An 18,362-nucleotide genomic window follows, 5' to 3' on the forward strand; every position below is an offset into this window, starting at 1 on the left:
GCCCCGGCGGGAGCCCGGACCGGCCCGTGGAATTATTCGCCCCCCGATTCGGTCACTATAGAAGCCGCCCGTCGGCCATCTGACCGCCACCCCGCAAGGAGGTGCTTGCGGCACGGCCCAAATTGGATTGCGTCCGAAGATCCGGGCGCCGACCTACCGAGGATTGAGTCTTGACTGACCAGCTGCGACTGATGGCCGTCCACGCGCACCCCGACGACGAGTCGAGCAAGGGCGCGGCCACCATGGCGAAGTACGTGTCGGAGGGGGTGGACGTGCTGGTCGTGACCTGCACGGGCGGGGAGCGCGGCTCCATCCTCAATCCGAAGCTGAAGGGTGACACGTACATCGAGGAACACATCCACGAGGTACGCAAGAAGGAGATGGACGAGGCCCGCGAGATCCTGGGCGTCAAGCAGGAGTGGCTCGGCTTCGTCGACTCCGGCCTGCCCGAGGGCGACCCGCTGCCGCCGCTGCCCGAGGGCTGCTTCGCCCTGGAGGACGTCGACAAGGCGGCCGGGGAACTCGTGAAGCAGATCCGTTCCTTCCGTCCCCAGGTGATCACCACGTACGACGAGAACGGCGGCTATCCGCACCCCGACCACATCATGACCCACAAGATCACGATGGTGGCCTTCGAGGGCGCCGCGGACGCGGAGAAGTACCCGGAGTCCGAGTTCGGCCCGGCCTTCCAGGCGCTCAAGCTCTACTACAACCAGGGCTTCAACCGCCCGCGTACCGAGGCGCTGCACAAGGCGCTGCTGGCGCGCGGTCTGGAGTCGCCCTACGGGGACTGGCTCAAGCGCTGGAAGGAGATCGAGCGCGTCGAGCGCGTCCTCACCACGCACATCCCGTGCGCCGACTTCTTCGAGATCCGCGACAAGGCGCTGATCGCGCACGCCACGCAGATCGACCCCGACGGCGGCTGGTTCCGGGTGCCGATGGACCTCCAGAAGGAGGTCTGGCCGACGGAGGAGTACGAGCTGGCGAAGTCGCTCGTCGACACCTCCCTACCCGAGGACGACCTCTTTGCGGGCATCCGCGACAATGCCTGACATGAGCTTCAGCCAGGCACTGACACAGGTCGTCCCCCTCGCGGAGATCGACGACAACAAGGTCACCCCCGGCGTCCTCGGCTTCATCGTCTTCGCGGTGATGGCCCTGGCCGTGTGGGGTCTGATGAAGTCGATGAGCAAGCACATGCAGAAGGTCGACTTCAAGGAGTCCCCGGACTCCCGCGCGGAGTCAGGGCCGACGGCCCCCGCCGGCCAGGACACCGGGCGGGGCTGACCGGCCTCACGACACGGCAGGTACCGGCACCCCCATCACCTCGCGGGCGTGCCGGTTCGGCACCATGCCCAGACGCCACGCCTGCCACCCGGCCTCCAACTGCACACCGCGCTCCAGCAGCAGCGCGTACGCCGTCAGGTACTCGGCCAGCTTCTGGTCCCGGGTGCCGTGCGCGGCCCGGACCAGCTGGGCCAGTTCCTCCTGCGCCACCGCCGTGCCGATCTCCACACCGCCGGGGGCGGCGTAGGGGAGCAGGGTGCAGCGCAGGAAGCGGGCCCAGTCCTCACCCCGCTGGTCGCCGTACGAGGTGAACAGGCCGATCGCCTCGTCGCACAGGGCCAGCGCCTGCTGGGCGCGCGTGTTGCCCGCGTCGACGACCGCCAGCTCCAGGCAGGTCCACGCCTCGCCGTGGGTGACGCCGATGCGCTGGAAGTCGGCGCGGGCGTCCATCAGGAGCTGACGGGCGAAGCCGGAGTTGCGCAGCGAGCCCGTCTGGGTGGCGCGCTGGTCGCGGGTGACACGGGCCGAGTGGTGGCGGGCGCAGGCCAGGCCGTACACGTCGCGCATCCGGGAGAACATCGTGCGGGACCGCTCCAGCTCGCGCACGGCCCGGTCCAGGTCGCCGGACTCCTCCAGGGCCTGGCCGAGGTAGTAGCCCGTCCACGCCTCGCCGCGCGCGTCCTCGTTGTCATGGTGCCGGACAGCGGCCTGCCGCAGCGCCTCGGCCGCCTCGGGGGCGTCCCCGTCGACGAGCCGGGCCCTCGCCAGCTGGGTCAGCGCCCACGCCTCGCCGCGGGCGTCACGGGTACGGCGGTAGCGGTCGAGGGCGGCCTCAAGCTCCCGCTCCGCACGCGGCACGTCGCCCATCCGCAGCGCCAGCTGGCCCAGCTGGAAGTGGGCCCACGCCTCGCCGTGCACCGAACCGCCCTCGCGGTGCAGGACCAGGGACCTGGTCAGCAGGTCCAGGGCCTCAGCCAGCCGGGCGCGGTCCCGCTGGACGGCGGCCAGCGCGTGCATCGTCCAGGCCCGGTCGGTCGCCAGCTCGGGCGCCGCCTGGAGGTCCAGCGCCTCCTGGAGCTTGGCCGCGGCCTCGGTGAGCTGGCCCTGATGGTGCAGGGTGATGCCCAGCGAGCACAGCGCACGGGCCGCGCCCGCGTCGTGGTGGGCCTCCAGGTAGAGGTCGACGACCGAGCTGAGCGTCGTCCGGGCCTTGTCCAGCTCGCCCAGCTGGCGGGCGGCGATACCGGTGCGCCACTGCACCGAGTGGATCAGCAGACCCTGGTCGACGGCCTGGGCCAGCTCGCTGATCTCACCGAGGCGGTACAGGTCGCCGCGGAGCAGGCAGTAGTCGCACAGGGCGCCGAGCAGGTTCAGCACGGCGGTCTGGTTCACGCCCTCCGCGTGCCGCAGCGCCGCCGTGATGAAGCTGGACTCGTCGTCCAGCCAGCGCAGGGCCTCTTCGAGCGAGGTGAAGCCGTGCGGTCCGAACCGGTCCGAGCGGGTCGACATGTTGCCGTCGACCAGGCGCAGCACGGAGTCGGCCAGCTCGCCGTAGCTCACGATCAGACGCTCCTGCGCCGCCGTGCGTTCGGCCTGCCCCTCCTCGTCGAGCAGCCGGGCCTGGGCGAACGCGCGGACCAGGTCGTGCATCCGGTACCGGCGGCCCCGCACATGGTCGATCAGGCCCGCCTGCGCGAGCTTCGCCAGCTGCCGGGCCGCCTCCGACTCCTCCGCGCCGAGCAGGGCGGCGGCCGCCGCGGCGCCCAGGGAGGCGCGGCCGGCCAGGGCCAGCCTGCGCAGCAGCGTGCGGGCCGCCTCGGTCTGGTCGGTGTAGCGCAGCCACAGGACGCGTTCGACGGGATCGACCGGGCCGTACGCGTCGAGGTCGCCGGCCAGCCGGCGCGGTGAACGCGGGCCGAGCGACGAGCCGGCGATGCGCAGGGCGAGCGGCAGACCGCCGCACAACTGGCGGATCAGGTCGGTGGATTCGGCGTCGTAGGGGCCCGAGGAGTCCTGCGCGGCGGCGCCCAGCAGCTCCTCCGCGCCCGCCTCGTCCAGGGCCTCCACCGGGAGGTGGTGCACCCAGGCCGGCAGGTCGGCGGGCAGTTCGAGGGGCTCCGCGGCGGTGATCAGGACCAGGCTGTCGGAGCGCTCGGGGACCAGGGCGCGGATCTGCTCGGGGTCCGAGGCGTCGTCCAGCACGATCGTCACCGCGAGGCCCGTCAGATGCTGCTGGTACAGCTCGCTGAGCCGCTTGACCTGCTGGTCGAGGGAGGAACGTTCGCGGAACAGCAACTGCTCGCGGGGTGCCCCGAGCCGGTTCAGCAGATGCAGCAGGGCGTCCCGGGTCGGCAGCGGCGGCTCGTGGCGGCTGCCCCCGCGCAGATCGACGACGACCGCGCCGCGGAAGTGGTCCCGCAGTTCGTGCGTGGCCCGGACGGCGAGCGTGGTGCGGCCCGCGCCCGGACGGCCGTGCAGCACGACCACCGTCGGCCGGGTCTCGGTGTTCGCTCGGGCCGCCCGCACCCACTGCCTGAGCCGTGCCATCTCCGCCCGGCGTCCCGCGAACGGGCCCTCGGGCTCGGGGAGTTGACCGAAGGACTCCTGGAGCACCGTGCGCCTGCGGGCCGCCGCGCTCTTGTCCGCGCCGCGCAGCTTGGGGCCCTGCTGCTTCGGGCCGGTCGAGGCGCTGAGCACCCGCTGCTGGTCGAGGAACGGCCGGATGCCGCGCACTTCGAGCGCCGTCAGCCACTGCAACCGCAGCTGCTCGGGGCCGCCCGGCTGGCTCACCTCGCCCGCCCGGTGGTGGGCGGCCGGCAGATGGACGCCGGCCACCTTCACCACGGTGGCGGCGGCGCCCACCACGCCCACGGCCGCGCCCGCGCCCAGCGCCGTGCCCGTCCCGGTGCCCAGCGACAGGTCGGCCACCAGGGCGGCGACCGCGGCGACGCCCGCCACCAGCAGGGGGGTTCCGGCGCCGTCCTTCGCGTACCGCTGGGCGAAGGTGAGCCGGCCGTCCTCGGTCTCGTCGAGGGCGCGCGTGTACGCGGCGTACTCCTCGGCGGCGGCCTGCGCCATGGCGTCCAGCGAACCGCGCGCCCGGGTCAGCAGCACCTGCCCGTCGACACGCCCGCCCGAACGCCGCACCTCCTCCTCGACCGCCCGCACCACCAGCCGCTCGGCCTCGGTGCGATGGCTGTCCCGCATGTCCCGTCCCCCTCCGGCCGTAACTCCCAGGGCTACGAGTGTCCTTCGGACGCGGCACGAACGCGAGGGGGCCGCGATCATCGGGGACGGTTTCGTGACGTCCAGGGCGTTCGATCATTTCCACGGCGGTCGGAATCGATGCCGCGCCCGCACCGGGTCCGAGGGCGCGTTGCGGATGGCCCGCGGCGCCTGCGAGCGGATGGCCCGCGGCACCGGCGAGCGGATGGCCCGGGGCGGGATCCGGCGGGATCCACGACCGGCTCGGCGGCGGTTTCGCCCGCTTCCGTCCCGGTCGTGCGCTGCCCCTGTGGCGCGTGGCCAGGGCGCAGGCGGGTGCGCAAGGATGGGGGTATGCCCAACCGACTTGCGCAGGCCACGTCCCCGTACCTCCTCCAGCACGCGGACAACCCCGTCGACTGGCGGCCCTGGGAGAGCGACGCGTTCGAAGAAGCCCGGCGGCGCGATGTCCCGGTGTTCTTGAGCGTCGGCTACAGCGCCTGTCACTGGTGTCACGTCATGGCGCACGAGTCCTTCGAGGACGACGACACCGCCGCGTACATGAACGAGCGTTTCGTGTCGGTCAAGGTGGACCGTGAGGAGCGCCCCGACGTCGATGCCGTCTACATGGAGGCGGTGCAGGCGGCCACCGGGCAGGGCGGCTGGCCGATGTCGGTGTTCATGACGCCGGAGGGGGAGCCCTTCTACTTCGGTACGTACTTCCCGCCCGAGGCCCGGCACGGCATGCCGTCCTTCCGTCAGGTGCTCGAAGGCGTGCACAACGCCTGGACGAGCCGACGGGACGAGGTGGGAGAGGTCGCGGGGAAGATCACTCGGGACCTCGCCGCGCAGGAGTTGACCATCGGGGACGCCGGGACGCCCACCGAGGAGACCCAGGCCCTGGCCCTCCTCCAGCTGACCCGGGACATCGATCCCGCGAGCGGCTGGTTCAAGGGGGACACCAAGTTCCCGCCTTCGATGGTGATCGAGTTCCTTCTGCGCCACCATGCGCGGGCCGGTTCCGTGGCGGCGCTGGAGATGGCCGAAGGGCTGTGCGGCGCGATGGACCGTTCGAGCCTGTACGACCAGGTGGGAGGCGGCTTCCACCGGTACGTACTCACGGCCGGGCCCGGTGGACCCCTGGTGCCGCACTTCGAGAAGATGCTGTACGACAACGCCCTGCTGTGCCGCGTCCACGCCCACCTGTGGCGCTCCACCGGCTCCGAGCAGGCCCGTCGGGTCGCCGTGGAGACCGCGGACTTCATGGTCCGTGAACTGGGCACCGCCGAGGGCGGGTTCGCCTCCGCCCTCGACGCCGACAGCGACGACGGCAGCGGTCGGCACGTGGAGGGCGCGTACTACGTGTGGACGCCCGAGGAACTGCGTGAGGTCCTGGGGGACGACGACGCTCAGGTCGCCGCCCAGCACTTCGGCGTGACCGAGGAAGGCACCTTCGAGCACGGCCGGTCCGTCCTGCGGCTCCCGCAGGACGAGGGCGTGTTCGAGGCGGAGCGCATCACGTCGATCCGCGAGCGGCTGCTGCGGGCGCGGCAGCAGCGCCCGGCGCCGGGCCGCGACGACAAGGTCGTCGCCGCGTGGAACGGCCTGGCGATCGCCGCGCTGGCCGAGACCGGCGCCTACTTCGACCGGCCCGACCTGGTCGAGGCCGCGGCCGCCGCCGCCGACCTGCTGGTCCGGCTGCACCTGGACGACCGCGGCCGGCTGGTCCGCACCAGCCGGGACGGCCGGGCCGGCGCCAACGCGGGCGTGCTGGAGGACTACGCCGACGTCGCCGAGGGCTTCCTCGCGCTCGCCTCCGTCACCGGCGACGGCGCCTGGCTCGACTTCGCGGGGCTGCTCCTCGGCCAGGTCCTCACCCGCTTCGCGGACGTGGACAGCGGTGCCCTCTACGACACCGCGGCCGACGCCGAACGGCTCATCCGCCGCCCGCAGGACCCCACCGACAACGCCACCCCGGCCGGCTGGACCGCCGCCGCGGGCGCCCTGCTCGGCTATGCCGCGCACACCGGTTCCGAACCGCTGCGCGCCGCCGCGGAGCGGGCGCTCGGGGTGGTGACGGCGCTCGGGCCGCGGGTCCCGCGGTTCATCGGCTGGGGGCTGGCGGTCGCCGAGGCCCTGCTCGACGGCCCGCGGGAGATCGCGGTCGTCGGCCCGGACCTGGCCGACGGGGCGACCGGGGTCCTGCACCGTACGGCGTTGCAGGGCACCGCTCCGGGCGCCGTGGTCGCCGCCGGCACCCCGGACGGCACCGAGTTCCCGCTCCTCGCCGGCCGGCCCCTCGTGGACGGGGCGCCCGCCGCGTACGTGTGCCGCAACTTCACCTGCGACGCCCCGACGACCGATCCGGAGCGGTTGCGCACGGTGTTGAGTCGCTGAAAGGACATGTCCCGCAGTGCCCCGAACGCTCTTGCTCGGCGCATTCGTTCACCCGCGACCCGATTGTGCGGAAACAAGTTCTTCACCCAAAGTGCCTACGCGCTTCACAGATCGCGCATAATCTCTGCAAGGTGACGCGGCGGATCTGACTGACCGCCGCGTCAGGGGGGCATCGGGGATCTGGGGGGATCTGTTGCTGACGTCTGTCTTCATCGCTGCCGTTTCGCTTGCGCTTTTCTGGATGGCGGCCTTCACCTTGTGGTGGCAGATGCACGCGTGGCGTACGCCCGAAGTGCTCGCGTCCACCCGCTTCCGCAGGCCGGACGGCGCCGGGCACGTGTCGTTCTCGCTGCTGCTGCCCGCGCGGCACGAGCAGGCCGTGCTCGACCACACCATCCAGCGGCTGCTGGAGTCCACGCACACCGACTTCGAGATCATCGTCATCGTGGGGCACGACGACCCCGGGACCGCGGCGGTGGCCGAGCGGGCCGCCGCCCGCGACCCGCGCGTCCGCGTCGTCGTCGACACCCACGAGAAGAAGAACAAGCCGAAGGCCATGAACACGGCGCTGCCGCACTGCCGCGGCGCCGTCGTCGGGGTCTTCGACGCCGAGGACCAGGTCCACCCGGAACTCCTCGCCCACGTCGACCACGCGTTCCTGACCACCGGCGCGGACGTCGTCCAGGGCGGCGTCCAACTGATCAACTTCCACTCCAGCTGGTACAGCCTGCGCAACTGCCTGGAGTACTTCTTCTGGTTCCGTTCCCGGCTGCACCTGCACGCCCAGAAGGGGTTCATCCCGCTCGGCGGCAACACGGTCTTCGTCCGGACCGACGTGCTCCGCGAGGCCGGCGGCTGGGACCCGGACTGCCTGGCCGAGGACTGCGACCTGGGCGTCCGGCTGTCCAGCGTCGGCAAGAAGGTGGTCGTCGCCTACGACTCCGACATGGTCACCCGGGAGGAGACACCCGGCTCCCTGATGTCGCTGCTCAGGCAGCGCACCCGCTGGAACCAGGGCTTCCTCCAGGTCTACCGCAAGAAGGACTGGCGCGGGCTGCCCGGCTTCGGACAGCGGCTGCTCGCCCGGTACACGCTCATGACGCCGTTCCTGCAAGCCTTCTCCGGCGTGGTCATCCCGGTCAACGCGGCCGTCGCGATCTTCCTCGACGTGCCCGTCGGGATCGCCTTCCTCACCTTCCTGCCGCTGGTCACGGCCGCCGTCACCTTCGTCTTCGAAGTGGTCGGGCTGCACGACTTCGGCAAGCAGTACGGCCTGCGCGTCCGCCTCGTCCACTACGCGAAGCTCGTCGTGGGCGGCCCCTTCTACCAGGTGCTCCTCGCGGGGGCCGCAGTCCGCGCCGTATGGCGTGAGCAACGCGGCCGCAACGACTGGGAGTTGACCACTCACGTCGGCGCGCACCTCACCGCGGCCGAGCCGATCCGAGAGGACGTTCCCGCGTGACCTCCACCCTTCCCGCGGTGACCCCTCCGACGGTCCCCGCGCCGCCCCGCCATGCCCTGACGGATCCTTCGACCGGCCGGGCCCGGCCGCCGGCCCGGCTCCGCTCCTCCCGTTCCGACCTGCTGCTGTGCGGGCTGCTGCTGGCGGCGATCCTCGTCGTCCAGGGCTGGAACATCTCCGCCTACCCGACCCTCAGCGACGACGAGGGCACCTACCTCGCCCAGGCATGGGCCGTGCAGCAGGGCGCGGGCCTGGCCCACTACACCTACTGGTACGACCACCCGCCGCTCGGCTGGCTCCAGATAGCCCTGCTCACCTGGATCCCCTCCGCACTCGACCCCGGCGCGATGACCGTCGGCACCATGCGCCTGGTGATGCTCCTGGTCAGCGGCGTCAGCGCGGTCCTCGTGTACGTCCTCGGACGGCGGCTCGCGCTGCCCCGCTGGGCCGCCGCACTCGGCATGGCCCTGATCGGCCTGTCGCCGCTGGCCGTCGTCCTCCAGCGGGAGATCTTCCTCGACAACATCGCCGTGATGTGGCTGCTGCTGGCCTTCTGCCTCGCCGCCTCGCCCAGCAGGCACCTCTGGCACCACTTCGGCGCGGGCCTCGCCGCCGCCGCGGGCGTGCTCACCAAGGAGACGATGCTCATCGTCCTGCCCGCCCTGCTGGTCACCATGTGGCGCCACAGCCACCGCGACACCCGGAAGTTCGCGCTCACCGGCGCGATCACCGCCTGCGCCCTGGCCGGCTTCTCCTATCCGCTGTTCGCCCTGCTCAAGGGGGAGTTGCTGCCGGGCAGCGGACACGTATCGCTGTGGGACGGCATCACCTACCAGTTGTCCCGGCCCGGTTCGGGATCCATCCTGGACCCCTCCTCCGGCTCGTACGCGGTCTTCCACTCCTGGCTGTACTACGACCGGGTGCTGCCCCTCGGCGGCCTCGCGGGGGCGCTGCTGCTGCTCGCCACCTGGCGCTGGTCGGTCACCGCCCGCGCGCTCGCCGGACCGGCCCTGACCGTGGCGATCCTGGCGGCGATGGCGCTGCGTCCGAACGGCTATCTGCCCGCCATGTACATCATCGGCGCGCTGCCCTTCCTCGCCCTGGTCCTCGCGGGCGGCGCCGCCTCCGTCACCCACGCGGTGCTGCGCAGACGGCGATCCGAGCACGAGAAGCGGTACGTCACCGGCGGCCGGTACGCGCTCGCCGCGGTCCTCGCCGTCGCAGCCGGCGCCTATGTCGTACCGCAGTGGTACGACGGCGACCGCACCGCCGTCACCGCCGACGCCAACGCCCCCTACCGGCAGGCGTCGGCGTGGCTGAGCACCGAGGTCGACGACCCGGCGGACACCCGCGTCCTCGTCGACGACGCGCTCTGGCTCGACCTGGTGCACGCCGGGTACGAGCCCGGACTCGGCGCCATCTGGTTCTACAAGGCCGACCTCGACCCGGCCGTGACGAAGACGATGCCGCACGGCTGGCGGGACATCGACTACGTGGTCGCCTCGCCGACGGTCCGGCGCGACGCACGCGACCTGCCGAACGTACGGGCCGCCATCCAGCACTCCACGCCGGTCGCGACCTTCGGCACCGGAGCCGACCGCATCGAGATCCGGCAGATCCCCCAGTCCCAGCAGTTCCAGCAGTTCCAGCGGTTCCAGCAGTCCCAGCAGTCCCAGCAGTTTCAGCAGTCGAGGCAGCCGACCGTGGGAGGCGAGTGATGAGCGGCCACGAGTACACCGCCCCCGGCGACCTCGGTGATCTCACGGCCGCTCTGGCCGAGCCCGGCGCCGTCACCATCGTCGTACCGACGTTCAACGAGTCCGCCAACATCCGCCCGCTGCTGCGGCAGATCACCGACGCGGTGCCCGCCCGGCTGCCCTGCGAGGTCGTCTTCGTCGACGACTCCACCGACGACACGCCCGACGTCATCCGCCGGGCCGCGCAGGACTGCCCGTTCCCGGTGTCCGTGCTGCACCGCGAGGAACCGGCGGGCGGGCTCGGCGGGGCGGTCGTCGAGGGGCTGCGGACGGCCGCCTCCGACTGGATCGTCGTCATGGACGGCGACTGCCAGCACCCGGCGTCGCTGGTGCCGGAGCTGGTCGCCACCGGCGAGCGGACCGGCGCCGGGCTCGTCGTCGCCTCCCGCTACCTCAAGGGCGGCAGCCGCGCCGGACTCGCGGGCGGCTACCGGGTGGCCGTCTCCCGCGCCGCGACCTGGCTGGCCAAGTCCCTCTTCCCGCGCCGGCTGCACGGCATCAGCGACCCGATGAGCGGCTTCTTCGCCATCCGGCGCAGCGCGGTCACCGCGGACGCGCTGCGGCCCCTCGGCTACAAGATCCTGCTCGAACTGGCCGTGCGCACCAGGCCCGGCCGGGTCGCCGAGGTGCCGTTCGTCTTCCAGGACCGGTTCGCGGGTCAGTCCAAGTCGAGTGCGCGGGAAGGCTTCCGCTTCCTGCGGCACCTGGTCGGCCTGCGCACCTCCTCACCCGTCGCCCGCATGGTCGCCTTCGGTCTGATCGGCGCCACCGGGTTCGTGCCGAACCTGGCCGGCCTCGCGGCGCTGACCGCGCTCGGCGTGCACTACGTCCCCGCCGAGATCCTCGCCAACCAGGCGGGCGTCGCCTGGAACTTCCTGCTCATCGAGCACCTGCTGTTCCGCGACCGGCGCCGGCACCGCCGCTGGTGGGACCGCGCCGGCCGGTTCGCGCTGCTCGCCAACGCCGACCTCGTGCTGCGCATCCCGCTGATCGCGCTGTTCGTCCACCGGTTCGGGATGGGCACGCTGTCCGCCACCGCGCTCGCCCTGGTGACGACGTTCGTCCTGCGTTTCCTCGGCACGGAAGCGCTGGTCTACCTGCCGCGCCGGCGTTCCGCGGAGGGCGCCGGACGGCAGAGCCGTACTCCCGCCGCAAGGAGAGCCGTGTGAAACTCCACCGCAGAAGAACCGCGCTGGTCGGGGTGGGGGCCCTGACCGCCGGTCTGCTCCTGACCGCCCCGCAGCCCGCCGCGGCCGCCAACCTCGTGAAGAACCCCGGCTTCGAGACCGCGGCCTCGGGGGCGGGCGACGACATGCCGTACTGCTGGGAGAAGTCCGGCTGGGGCGACAACGACTTCACCTTCGAGACGACGGGCGACGCGCACAGCGGCGCCAAGGCCATGAAGGTCACGCTGTCCCGCCGGGTCGACGGCGACCGCAAGGCGCTGATCACCGAGTCCACCGAGTGCGCGCCGGTGGTGTCGGTGGGCAAGCAGTACGACCTGTCGCTCTGGTACAGGTCGACGACGCCCGACACCTCGCTCACCCTGTTCCGGCACGACCCGGCTGCCGGCTGGCAGTACTGGACCGACCTCAAGACCCTGGACCTGGCGGCGGACTGGACCCGGGCGACGGTCCGCACGCCCGAGGTGCCGGCCGGCACCGACCGGATCACCTGGGGCGTGTCGGTGTACGGCACGGGTTCGGCGACCACCGACGACTACGCCATGGAACAGGTCCCGGACACGCTGCCGCCCGCCGGGTGCACCGGCACGCAGGCGCAGTGCGCGGACGGGAGCTGGCAGGTCCTGCCGACGCAGAACCCGGTCCGCTCCATGCACTCCGTCGTCCTCAACAACGGCAAGGTGCTGCTGATCGCGGGCTCCGGCAACAGCGAGGAGAACTTCGCCGCGGGCACCTTCACCTCGGCGGTCTACGACCCGGCGAAGGGCACCTACAAGGTCGTCCCCACCCCGAAGGACATGTTCTGCGCCGGGCACGTCCAGCTCCAGGACGGCCGGGTGCTGGTGATGAGCGGCAACCTGGCCTATCCGGCGGCGGACGGCTCGCACGGCTACGAGGGCTACAAGGACTCGTACGTCTTCGACCCGGCGACCGAGACCTACAGCAGGACCAACGACCTCAACGACGGCCACTGGTACCCGTCCGCGACCGAGCTGGGCAACGGCGACGTCATCTCCTTCGGCGGGCTGCGCGAGGACTCCACCGGATCGGTGACCACCGAGTACTGGTCCGAGGCCGAGCAGCAGTGGCTGCCGCTGTGGAAGGTCAACCAGACCTGGTCGTACTGGGGTCTGTACCCGTCGATGATCCTGATGCAGGACGGCCGCCTCTTCTACACGGGCAGCCATGTCTTCGGTAACAACATCCCGGGCACCGGTGCGGCGATCTACGACTACGGGGCCAACACCGTCACCCAGGTCCCGGGCCTCCAGGACAAGGACGAGCGGGACCAGTCGGCGAGCGTGCTGCTGCCACCGGCGCAGGACCAGCGGGTGCTGACCATCGGCGGCGGCAACATCGACGCCAACCCGGACGCGAACCGGCTGACCGACGTGATCGACCTCAAGGAGGCGAACCCGTCGTACGTCGCGGGGCCGCCGCTCCCGCAGGGCACGGTCGACCTGGGCAACGGGCCCCAGCCGGAGACCGGCGGCCAGGGCAAGATGTACGTCTCGGCGGTGCTGCTGCCCGACGGTTCGGTGCTGGAGACCGGCGGCGCGCTGCACAACCGGGCCAACCCGGTCCACGAGTCCTCGATCTACGACCCGCAGCAGGGCACCTTCGACCCGGTGGCCGCCGACCCCGAGGCCCGCGGCTACCACTCCTCGTCGTTCCTGCTCCCGGACGGCCGGGTGATGTCGACCGGCGACAACCCGGGCAACGGCACCTGGAACCACAACGTGTCGATCTACACCCCGCCCTACCTGTACAAGGGCACCCGCCCGACGATCACCTCCGTCATCGACACCGAGTGGACCTACGGCGACACCCAGCGGATCACCGTCGACCGGCCGATCGCCAAGGCCGAGCTGATCCGCCCGGCCGCCGTCACCCACTCCTCCGACCCCAACCAGCGCTTCGTCGACCTGCCGCTGTCCGTCGACGGCGACAACGTCGACCTGAACGTGACGAGCAACCCGAACCTGGCCCCGCCCGGCTGGTACATGCTGTTCGCGGTGGACGCGAACGGGGTGCCGTCCGTGGCGAAGTGGGTGCACCTTGAGGGCCCGGCGGCGCTGAGTGCGTCCGATGCGTCGGCGCACGTCCACTCCTTCGCCGACGCGCCCGCGGGCAAGGTCACCGGGCCCGGCAAGAAGCGCGCCGCCCAGCCGGTGGGCACCACCGTCTCCGGCTGCGACCGGCACTACGGCTCGGCCAACGTGTGCGTGCCGACCGTCTTCCCGCCCCAGGTGAAGAGGACGACCGCCGCCCGGTGCGGCTGGCTGGCGCAGAACGACTACGGGCGGCTGGAGGTCAACGGCGCCGACGACCCGCTGCGTCTCGACCCCGACCGGGACGGCATCGCCTGCGGCAAGGGCGACGTGAGGAGGCGTTAGGCTCCCTCGGTCCGGTCGGCGAACTCGTCGAGGGCGCGCTCCACGATGGCCTCCAGTTGTTCGTGGTGCGCGCCCTTCCAGTAGGCGCGGCCGCACGCCCGGCACTGCGCGAAGACGTCGTACGACCGCTCGGTCCCGCCCTTCAGCTGGTCGGCCACCTCGTCCTTGCCGGCCGCCCGCAGCACGCCGTTGCAGGCGGTGCAGCGGCTCCAGGGGCGCAGCTCGGGCCTGAACCGGCCCAGCACGTCGCGGAGTTGGTCGTCGGGCGCCGTGCTGTAGACGAAGGCGCCCGCCCACAGCTCGCGGCGGCGCAGCAGGCCGCGGTCGCGGCTGAGCAGGACCCGTCGTTCGGTCGCGGAGCGGGTGGCCAGGGCCGGGTCGCCGATGTCCGTCGACTCGTACGCCGCGTCCACGCCGAGCAGCCGCAGCCGCCGGGCGAGGGTGCCCAGGTGCACGTCGAGGAGGAACCGCAACGGGGCGCCCGGGACCCGCTGGGGCCGCGCCACCGCCCGCACCAGCACGCGCTCACCGCCCACCGGTACGTACGACACCGGCACCGTGCGGCCGTCCACCAGCAGGCCGCCGGCCTCGGTCAGCGGGACGCCCAGGGACTCGACGAGATGGCCGAGGGTGGAGACGCCGTCGGTGCTGACCGGGGTGCTTCCCGCGCGCCGGGCGGGCGTCACGAACAGCCGCAGCTCGGGGGCGACTTCGACGTGGATCTCGGGACCGTTCACCTGGCCAGGATGGCACGGGCCGGGGCGCGGGCCTCAGGCGTTTTCGGCGGGCAGGCCGTGCTCCAGGACGTCCAGGGCGCGGTCGACGAGGTCGACCAGCTCGTCCTCGTGGCGGTTCTCGGCCCAGTACAGGGAGACCTCCAGGAGCCCGCCGATCAGGGACATCGCCTGGACCCGCACCTCCAGGGACTCGGGGTCCCGGCCGGTCCGCTCGCCCATGGCCTGGCAGAGCAGGCGGCCGGTGGCCGACATGCTCTCCATGGTCCGCGAGCGCACCGCGGGCACCTCGACCATCAGCCGTGACCGCAGCCGGGCCACCTCGGGGTCGCCCTCGCCGCCGAGCCTCGCGGCCCGGTGCATCACATACCGCAGGGACTGCTGCCAGGGTTCGTCGGCGGGCCGGGCGCGCAGCTCCGCCATGACGAGCGGGTCCCACTCGTCGGTGAGGACGATGTCCTCCTTGGTGGGGAAGTAGCGGAAGACCGTGGACGGCGACACCTCCGCGCGCTCCGCGATCTGCTCGATCGTGGTGGCGTCGTAGCCCTGCTCCTTGACCAGCCGGTAGGTCGCGGTCCTGATCGCCTCACGCGTCTTGATCTTCTTCCGTTCCCGCAGGCTGAGCCGGGGCCGGTCGGCGGGGGAGCAGGAGGCGGCGTCCCGGCCGGTCGGCGGGGAGAGCTTGGGGGAGCGTGCGGCCGTCATGGTGGTCATTGTCGGACATCCGCCGGGGAGTGGCCATGGGCGGCTCAGGGGCATGCAAGAAGGTCCCCGCGCCCCGATGGGGGCGCGGGGACCTGCGCGAAAAGCCACGAACGCTGCCGCAGCCGAATCACCCCGCTTGCGGCGGAGCGCTCACGTGTGCTGGTACGCCACCAGCGAGATGCCGACGTAGTGGACGGCGAAGGCGGCCAGCGTGAACGAGTGGAACACCTCGTGGAAGCCGAACCAGCGGGGCGACGGGTTCGGCCGCTTGATGCCGTAGACCAGGCCGCCCGCGCTGTACAGCAGCCCGCCGGCGATCACCAGGACGAGGACCGCGATGCCCCCGGTGCGCAGGAAGTCCGGCAGGAAGAAGACGGCCGCCCAGCCCATGGCGATGTAGCAGGGCGTGTAGAGCCAGCGCGGGGCGCCGACCCAGAAGACCCGGAAGACGATGCCCGCCGCCGCGGCGGCCCAGATGCCCCACAGCAGCCAGCGTCCCTTGGTGCCGGGCAGGAGCAGCAGGGTCAGCGGGGTGTACGTGCCCGCGATGATCAGGAAGATGTTGGCGTGGTCCAGGCGGCGCAGCAGGCCGCCCACCCGCGGACTCCAGTTGCCCCGGTGGTAGAGGGCGCTCACGCCGAACAGCAGGCATGCGGTCAGGACGTAGATCCCGCAGGCGACCCGGCCCCGCGGGGAGTCGGCGAGTGCGGTGAGGACGAGGCCCGCGACGAGGACGGCGGGGAACATGCCGAGATGCAGCCAGCCGCGGAGCTTGGGCTTGACCGGGTGCGGCAGGGAGAGCGCGGCGGAACGCCGACCGGTGGCCGGCGGCTCCAGGGGCGCGTCGGGGACGGACGCAGTCATGAACGGCATCGTACCTACGGAACCGTAAGTTGCGAACCAATGAACTCTCATGCCTACGCGATAGTGGCCATCCTCTCACGGGATCACCGGCCCGGGAGCGCAAAAGGACCGTCAGACGAACGCTACGTGCATGTAAAGAAACGCGCCGGGATCCGCAGATCGTGGCGTTCCTCACGGTGCTCACCTGTGCGGCCCTCTGGACAGATGCGCAGTAGCAGCGGATGATCAAATGAGTGCGGTCGGCACCGGATGAGCGGCTACGAGGCGTCCGGGCCGCAGCCCCCATGGGGCCACAACAAAAAACCCCTCATTTAGGAGCAATCGTGGCGCGCGACATCGCTGCTCCCCCCGTCGTCCCCACCGAACATCAGGAACTGATCTCGTGGGTGAACGAGATCGCCGAGCTGACGCAGCCGGACAGTGTGGTCTGGTGTGACGGATCCGAGGCCGAGTACGAGCGCCTGTGCGGGGAGCTCGTCGGCAAGGGCACGTTCAGGAAACTCGATCCGGTCAAGCGCCCCCACTCCTACTACGCGGCCTCCGACCCCACCGACGTCGCGCGGGTCGAGGACCGGACGTTCATCTGCTCCGAGAAGGAGGAGGACGCCGGTCCCACCAACCACTGGATGGCGCCCGCCGAGATGCGGGACGTCTTCAGCGGTGAGAAGGGCCTGTTCCGCGGCTCGATGCGGGGCCGCACCATGTACGTGGTGCCCTTCTGTATGGGACCGCTCGGCTCGAAGCTGTCCGCGCTCGGGGTGGAGATCACCGACTCCGCGTACGTGGCCGCCTCGATGCGCACGATGACGCGCATGGGCCAGGCCGTCCTCGACGAACTGGGCTCCGACGGTTTCTTCGTCAAGGCCGTGCACTCCGTCGGTGCCCCGCTGGAGGAGGGCCAGGCGGACGTCCCCTGGCCCTGCAACGAGACCAAGTACATCTCGCACTTCCCCGAGGACCGCGAGATCTGGTCCTACGGCTCCGGCTACGGCGGCAACGCGCTGCTCGGCAAGAAGTGCTACGCGCTGCGTATCGCCTCGGTCATGGCCCGTGACGAGGGCTGGCTGGCCGAGCACATGCTGATCCTCAAGCTGACCCCGCCCACCGGGGAGGCGAAGTACGTCGCCGCGGCCTTCCCGAGCGCCTGCGGCAAGACGAACCTCGCCATGCTGGAGCCCACCGTCTCCGGCTGGACGGTGGAGACCATCGGGGACGACATCGCGTGGATGCGGTTCGGCGAGGACGGTCGGCTGTACGCGATCAACCCCGAGGCCGGTTTCTTCGGGGTGGCGCCGGGCACCGGCGAGCACACCAACGCCAACGCGATGAAGACGCTGTGGGGCAACGCGGTCTTCACCAACGTCGCGCTCACCGACGACGGCGACATCTGGTGGGAGGGCATGACGGAGGAGACCCCGGCCCACCTGACGGACTGGAAGGGCAACGACTGGACGCCCGCGTCCGGCACCCCGGCGGCCCACCCCAACGCCCGCTTCACCGTCCCCGCCGCGCAGTGCCCGATCATCGCGCCGGAGTGGGAGGACCCGAAGGGCGTGCCGATCTCGGCGATCCTGTTCGGCGGCCGGCGGGCCACCGCGGTGCCGCTGGTGACGGAGTCCCTCGGCTGGAACCACGGCGTGTTCCTCGGCGCCAACGTGGCGTCCGAGAAGACGGCCGCCGCGGAGGGCAAGGTCGGCGAGCTGCGCCGCGACCCGTTCGCCATGCTGCCCTTCTGCGGCTACAACATGGGCGACTACATGGCCCACTGGATCGACGTGGCCAAGGACAAGGACCAGTCGAAGCTGCCGAGGATCTACTACGTCAACTGGTTCCGCAAGGACAGCGACGGCCGGTTCGTCTGGCCGGGCTTCGGCGAGAACAGCCGTGTCCTGAAGTGGATCGTGGAGCGCCTGAACGGCACGGCGGAGGGCGTCGAGACCCCCATCGGCATCCTGCCGTCGAAGGCGGCGCTGGACACCGCGGGCCTCGAACTGACCGACGCCCAGCTGGACTTCCTGCTCACGGTCGACCCGGAGGTCTGGCGCGAGGAGGCCGCCCTGGTCCCCGAGCACCTCAACACCTTCGGCGACCACACCCCGAGGGAACTCTGGGACGAGTACCGGGCGCTGGTGCAGCGCCTGGGCTGAATCAGCTCGGTTCCGGTTCCACCACCGACTCCGCGGCCGGCAGGCGTTGCCCTGGACAGCGAACGTCCCGGCCGGCCGCGGTACACGGACCGGCGAGGTTCCGTACAACGGCGTACGGGGCCGCGGCCTGCCGCTGTCCTTCCGCCCGCCCCGGCGGAAGGACAGCGGCGGGCCTTCGCCACCGGCCGGTGACCGCCCGGGTCGGTGACCGCCCGGGTCGGTGAC

12 protein-coding genes are annotated in these 18,362 nt (G+C 71.7%); 8 read left to right on the forward strand and 4 right to left on the reverse strand.

Features of this window, described 5'->3' with window-relative positions:
- The first annotated feature begins 170 nt into the window (after positions 1-170).
- Both mca and ACFC09_RS06325 read left to right on the forward strand, forming a co-directional pair.
- The gene (gene mca / locus ACFC09_RS06320; protein WP_376524348.1) at positions 171-1,052 is read left to right on the forward strand and encodes a mycothiol conjugate amidase Mca; all 882 of its coding nucleotides are present in this window, start codon (positions 171-173) and stop codon (positions 1,050-1,052) included.
- 1 nt (position 1,053) lies between these two features.
- Positions 1,054-1,287: a hypothetical protein gene (locus ACFC09_RS06325; RefSeq protein ID WP_376524350.1), complete on the forward strand. Its 234-nt coding sequence runs from the start codon at positions 1,054-1,056 to the stop codon at positions 1,285-1,287.
- A gap of 6 nt (positions 1,288-1,293) precedes the next feature.
- Here ACFC09_RS06325 and ACFC09_RS06330 read toward each other — a convergent pair whose 3' ends face one another.
- Positions 1,294-4,494 (reverse strand): tetratricopeptide repeat protein, encoded by a 3,201-nt coding sequence (locus tag ACFC09_RS06330; RefSeq protein ID WP_376524352.1) that lies wholly within the window; start codon positions 4,492-4,494, stop codon positions 1,294-1,296.
- Between the two features lie 351 nt (positions 4,495-4,845).
- On the opposite strand from ACFC09_RS06330, the gene ACFC09_RS06335 reads away from it, so the two are divergent.
- From ACFC09_RS06335 to ACFC09_RS06355, 5 genes are all read left to right on the forward strand, one after another.
- Complete coding sequence (locus ACFC09_RS06335; RefSeq protein ID WP_376524353.1) at positions 4,846-6,888, forward strand: thioredoxin domain-containing protein; 2,043 nt, start codon at positions 4,846-4,848, stop codon at positions 6,886-6,888.
- Between the two features lie 193 nt (positions 6,889-7,081).
- On the forward strand, positions 7,082-8,350 hold the full coding sequence (locus ACFC09_RS06340) for a glycosyltransferase (protein ID WP_376524355.1): 1,269 nt from the start codon (positions 7,082-7,084) through the stop codon (positions 8,348-8,350).
- Entirely contained in the window at positions 8,347-10,068 is a 1,722-nt protein-coding gene (locus ACFC09_RS06345; protein WP_376524356.1) for an ArnT family glycosyltransferase, read from the forward strand. Before ACFC09_RS06340 ends, ACFC09_RS06345 begins: the two co-directional genes overlap by 4 nt.
- Complete coding sequence (locus tag ACFC09_RS06350) at positions 10,068-11,276, forward strand: glycosyltransferase (RefSeq protein WP_376524358.1); 1,209 nt, start codon at positions 10,068-10,070, stop codon at positions 11,274-11,276. The genes ACFC09_RS06345 and ACFC09_RS06350 overlap by 1 nt, the downstream gene beginning before the upstream one ends.
- Positions 11,273-13,687 carry a galactose oxidase-like domain-containing protein gene (locus ACFC09_RS06355; protein WP_376524359.1) on the forward strand — a complete coding sequence of 805 codons (2,415 nt, stop codon included), beginning with the start codon at positions 11,273-11,275 and terminating at the stop codon, positions 13,685-13,687. Before ACFC09_RS06350 ends, ACFC09_RS06355 begins: the two co-directional genes overlap by 4 nt.
- Here ACFC09_RS06355 and ACFC09_RS06360 read toward each other — a convergent pair.
- The 3 genes from ACFC09_RS06360 to ACFC09_RS06370 all read right to left on the reverse strand — a co-directional run bounded on the left by ACFC09_RS06360 (position 13,684) and on the right by ACFC09_RS06370 (position 15,990).
- Complete coding sequence (locus tag ACFC09_RS06360) at positions 13,684-14,424, reverse strand: Mut7-C RNAse domain-containing protein (RefSeq protein WP_376524361.1); 741 nt, start codon at positions 14,422-14,424, stop codon at positions 13,684-13,686. The two genes, ACFC09_RS06355 and ACFC09_RS06360, sit on opposite strands and share 4 nt — an antisense overlap.
- Before the next feature lie 33 nt (positions 14,425-14,457).
- On the reverse strand, positions 14,458-15,135 hold the full coding sequence (locus tag ACFC09_RS06365; protein WP_376524362.1) for a TetR/AcrR family transcriptional regulator: 678 nt from the start codon (positions 15,133-15,135) through the stop codon (positions 14,458-14,460).
- A gap of 141 nt (positions 15,136-15,276) precedes the next feature.
- Positions 15,277-15,990, reverse strand: a complete 714-nt coding sequence (locus ACFC09_RS06370) for a hemolysin III family protein (RefSeq protein WP_376524363.1) — start codon at positions 15,988-15,990, stop codon at positions 15,277-15,279.
- Positions 15,991-16,313: 323 nt separating this feature from the next.
- Here ACFC09_RS06370 and ACFC09_RS06375 point away from each other — a divergent pair, with 323 nt between their 5' ends.
- Positions 16,314-18,137 carry a phosphoenolpyruvate carboxykinase (GTP) gene (locus ACFC09_RS06375; protein WP_376524365.1) on the forward strand — a complete coding sequence of 608 codons (1,824 nt, stop codon included), beginning with the start codon at positions 16,314-16,316 and terminating at the stop codon, positions 18,135-18,137.
- Positions 18,138-18,362: the final 225 nt, after the last annotated feature.

The sequence above is a fragment of the Streptomyces sp. NPDC056161 genome, from assembly GCF_042268025.1.
Classification (GTDB): Bacteria; Actinomycetota; Actinomycetes; order Streptomycetales; family Streptomycetaceae; genus Streptomyces.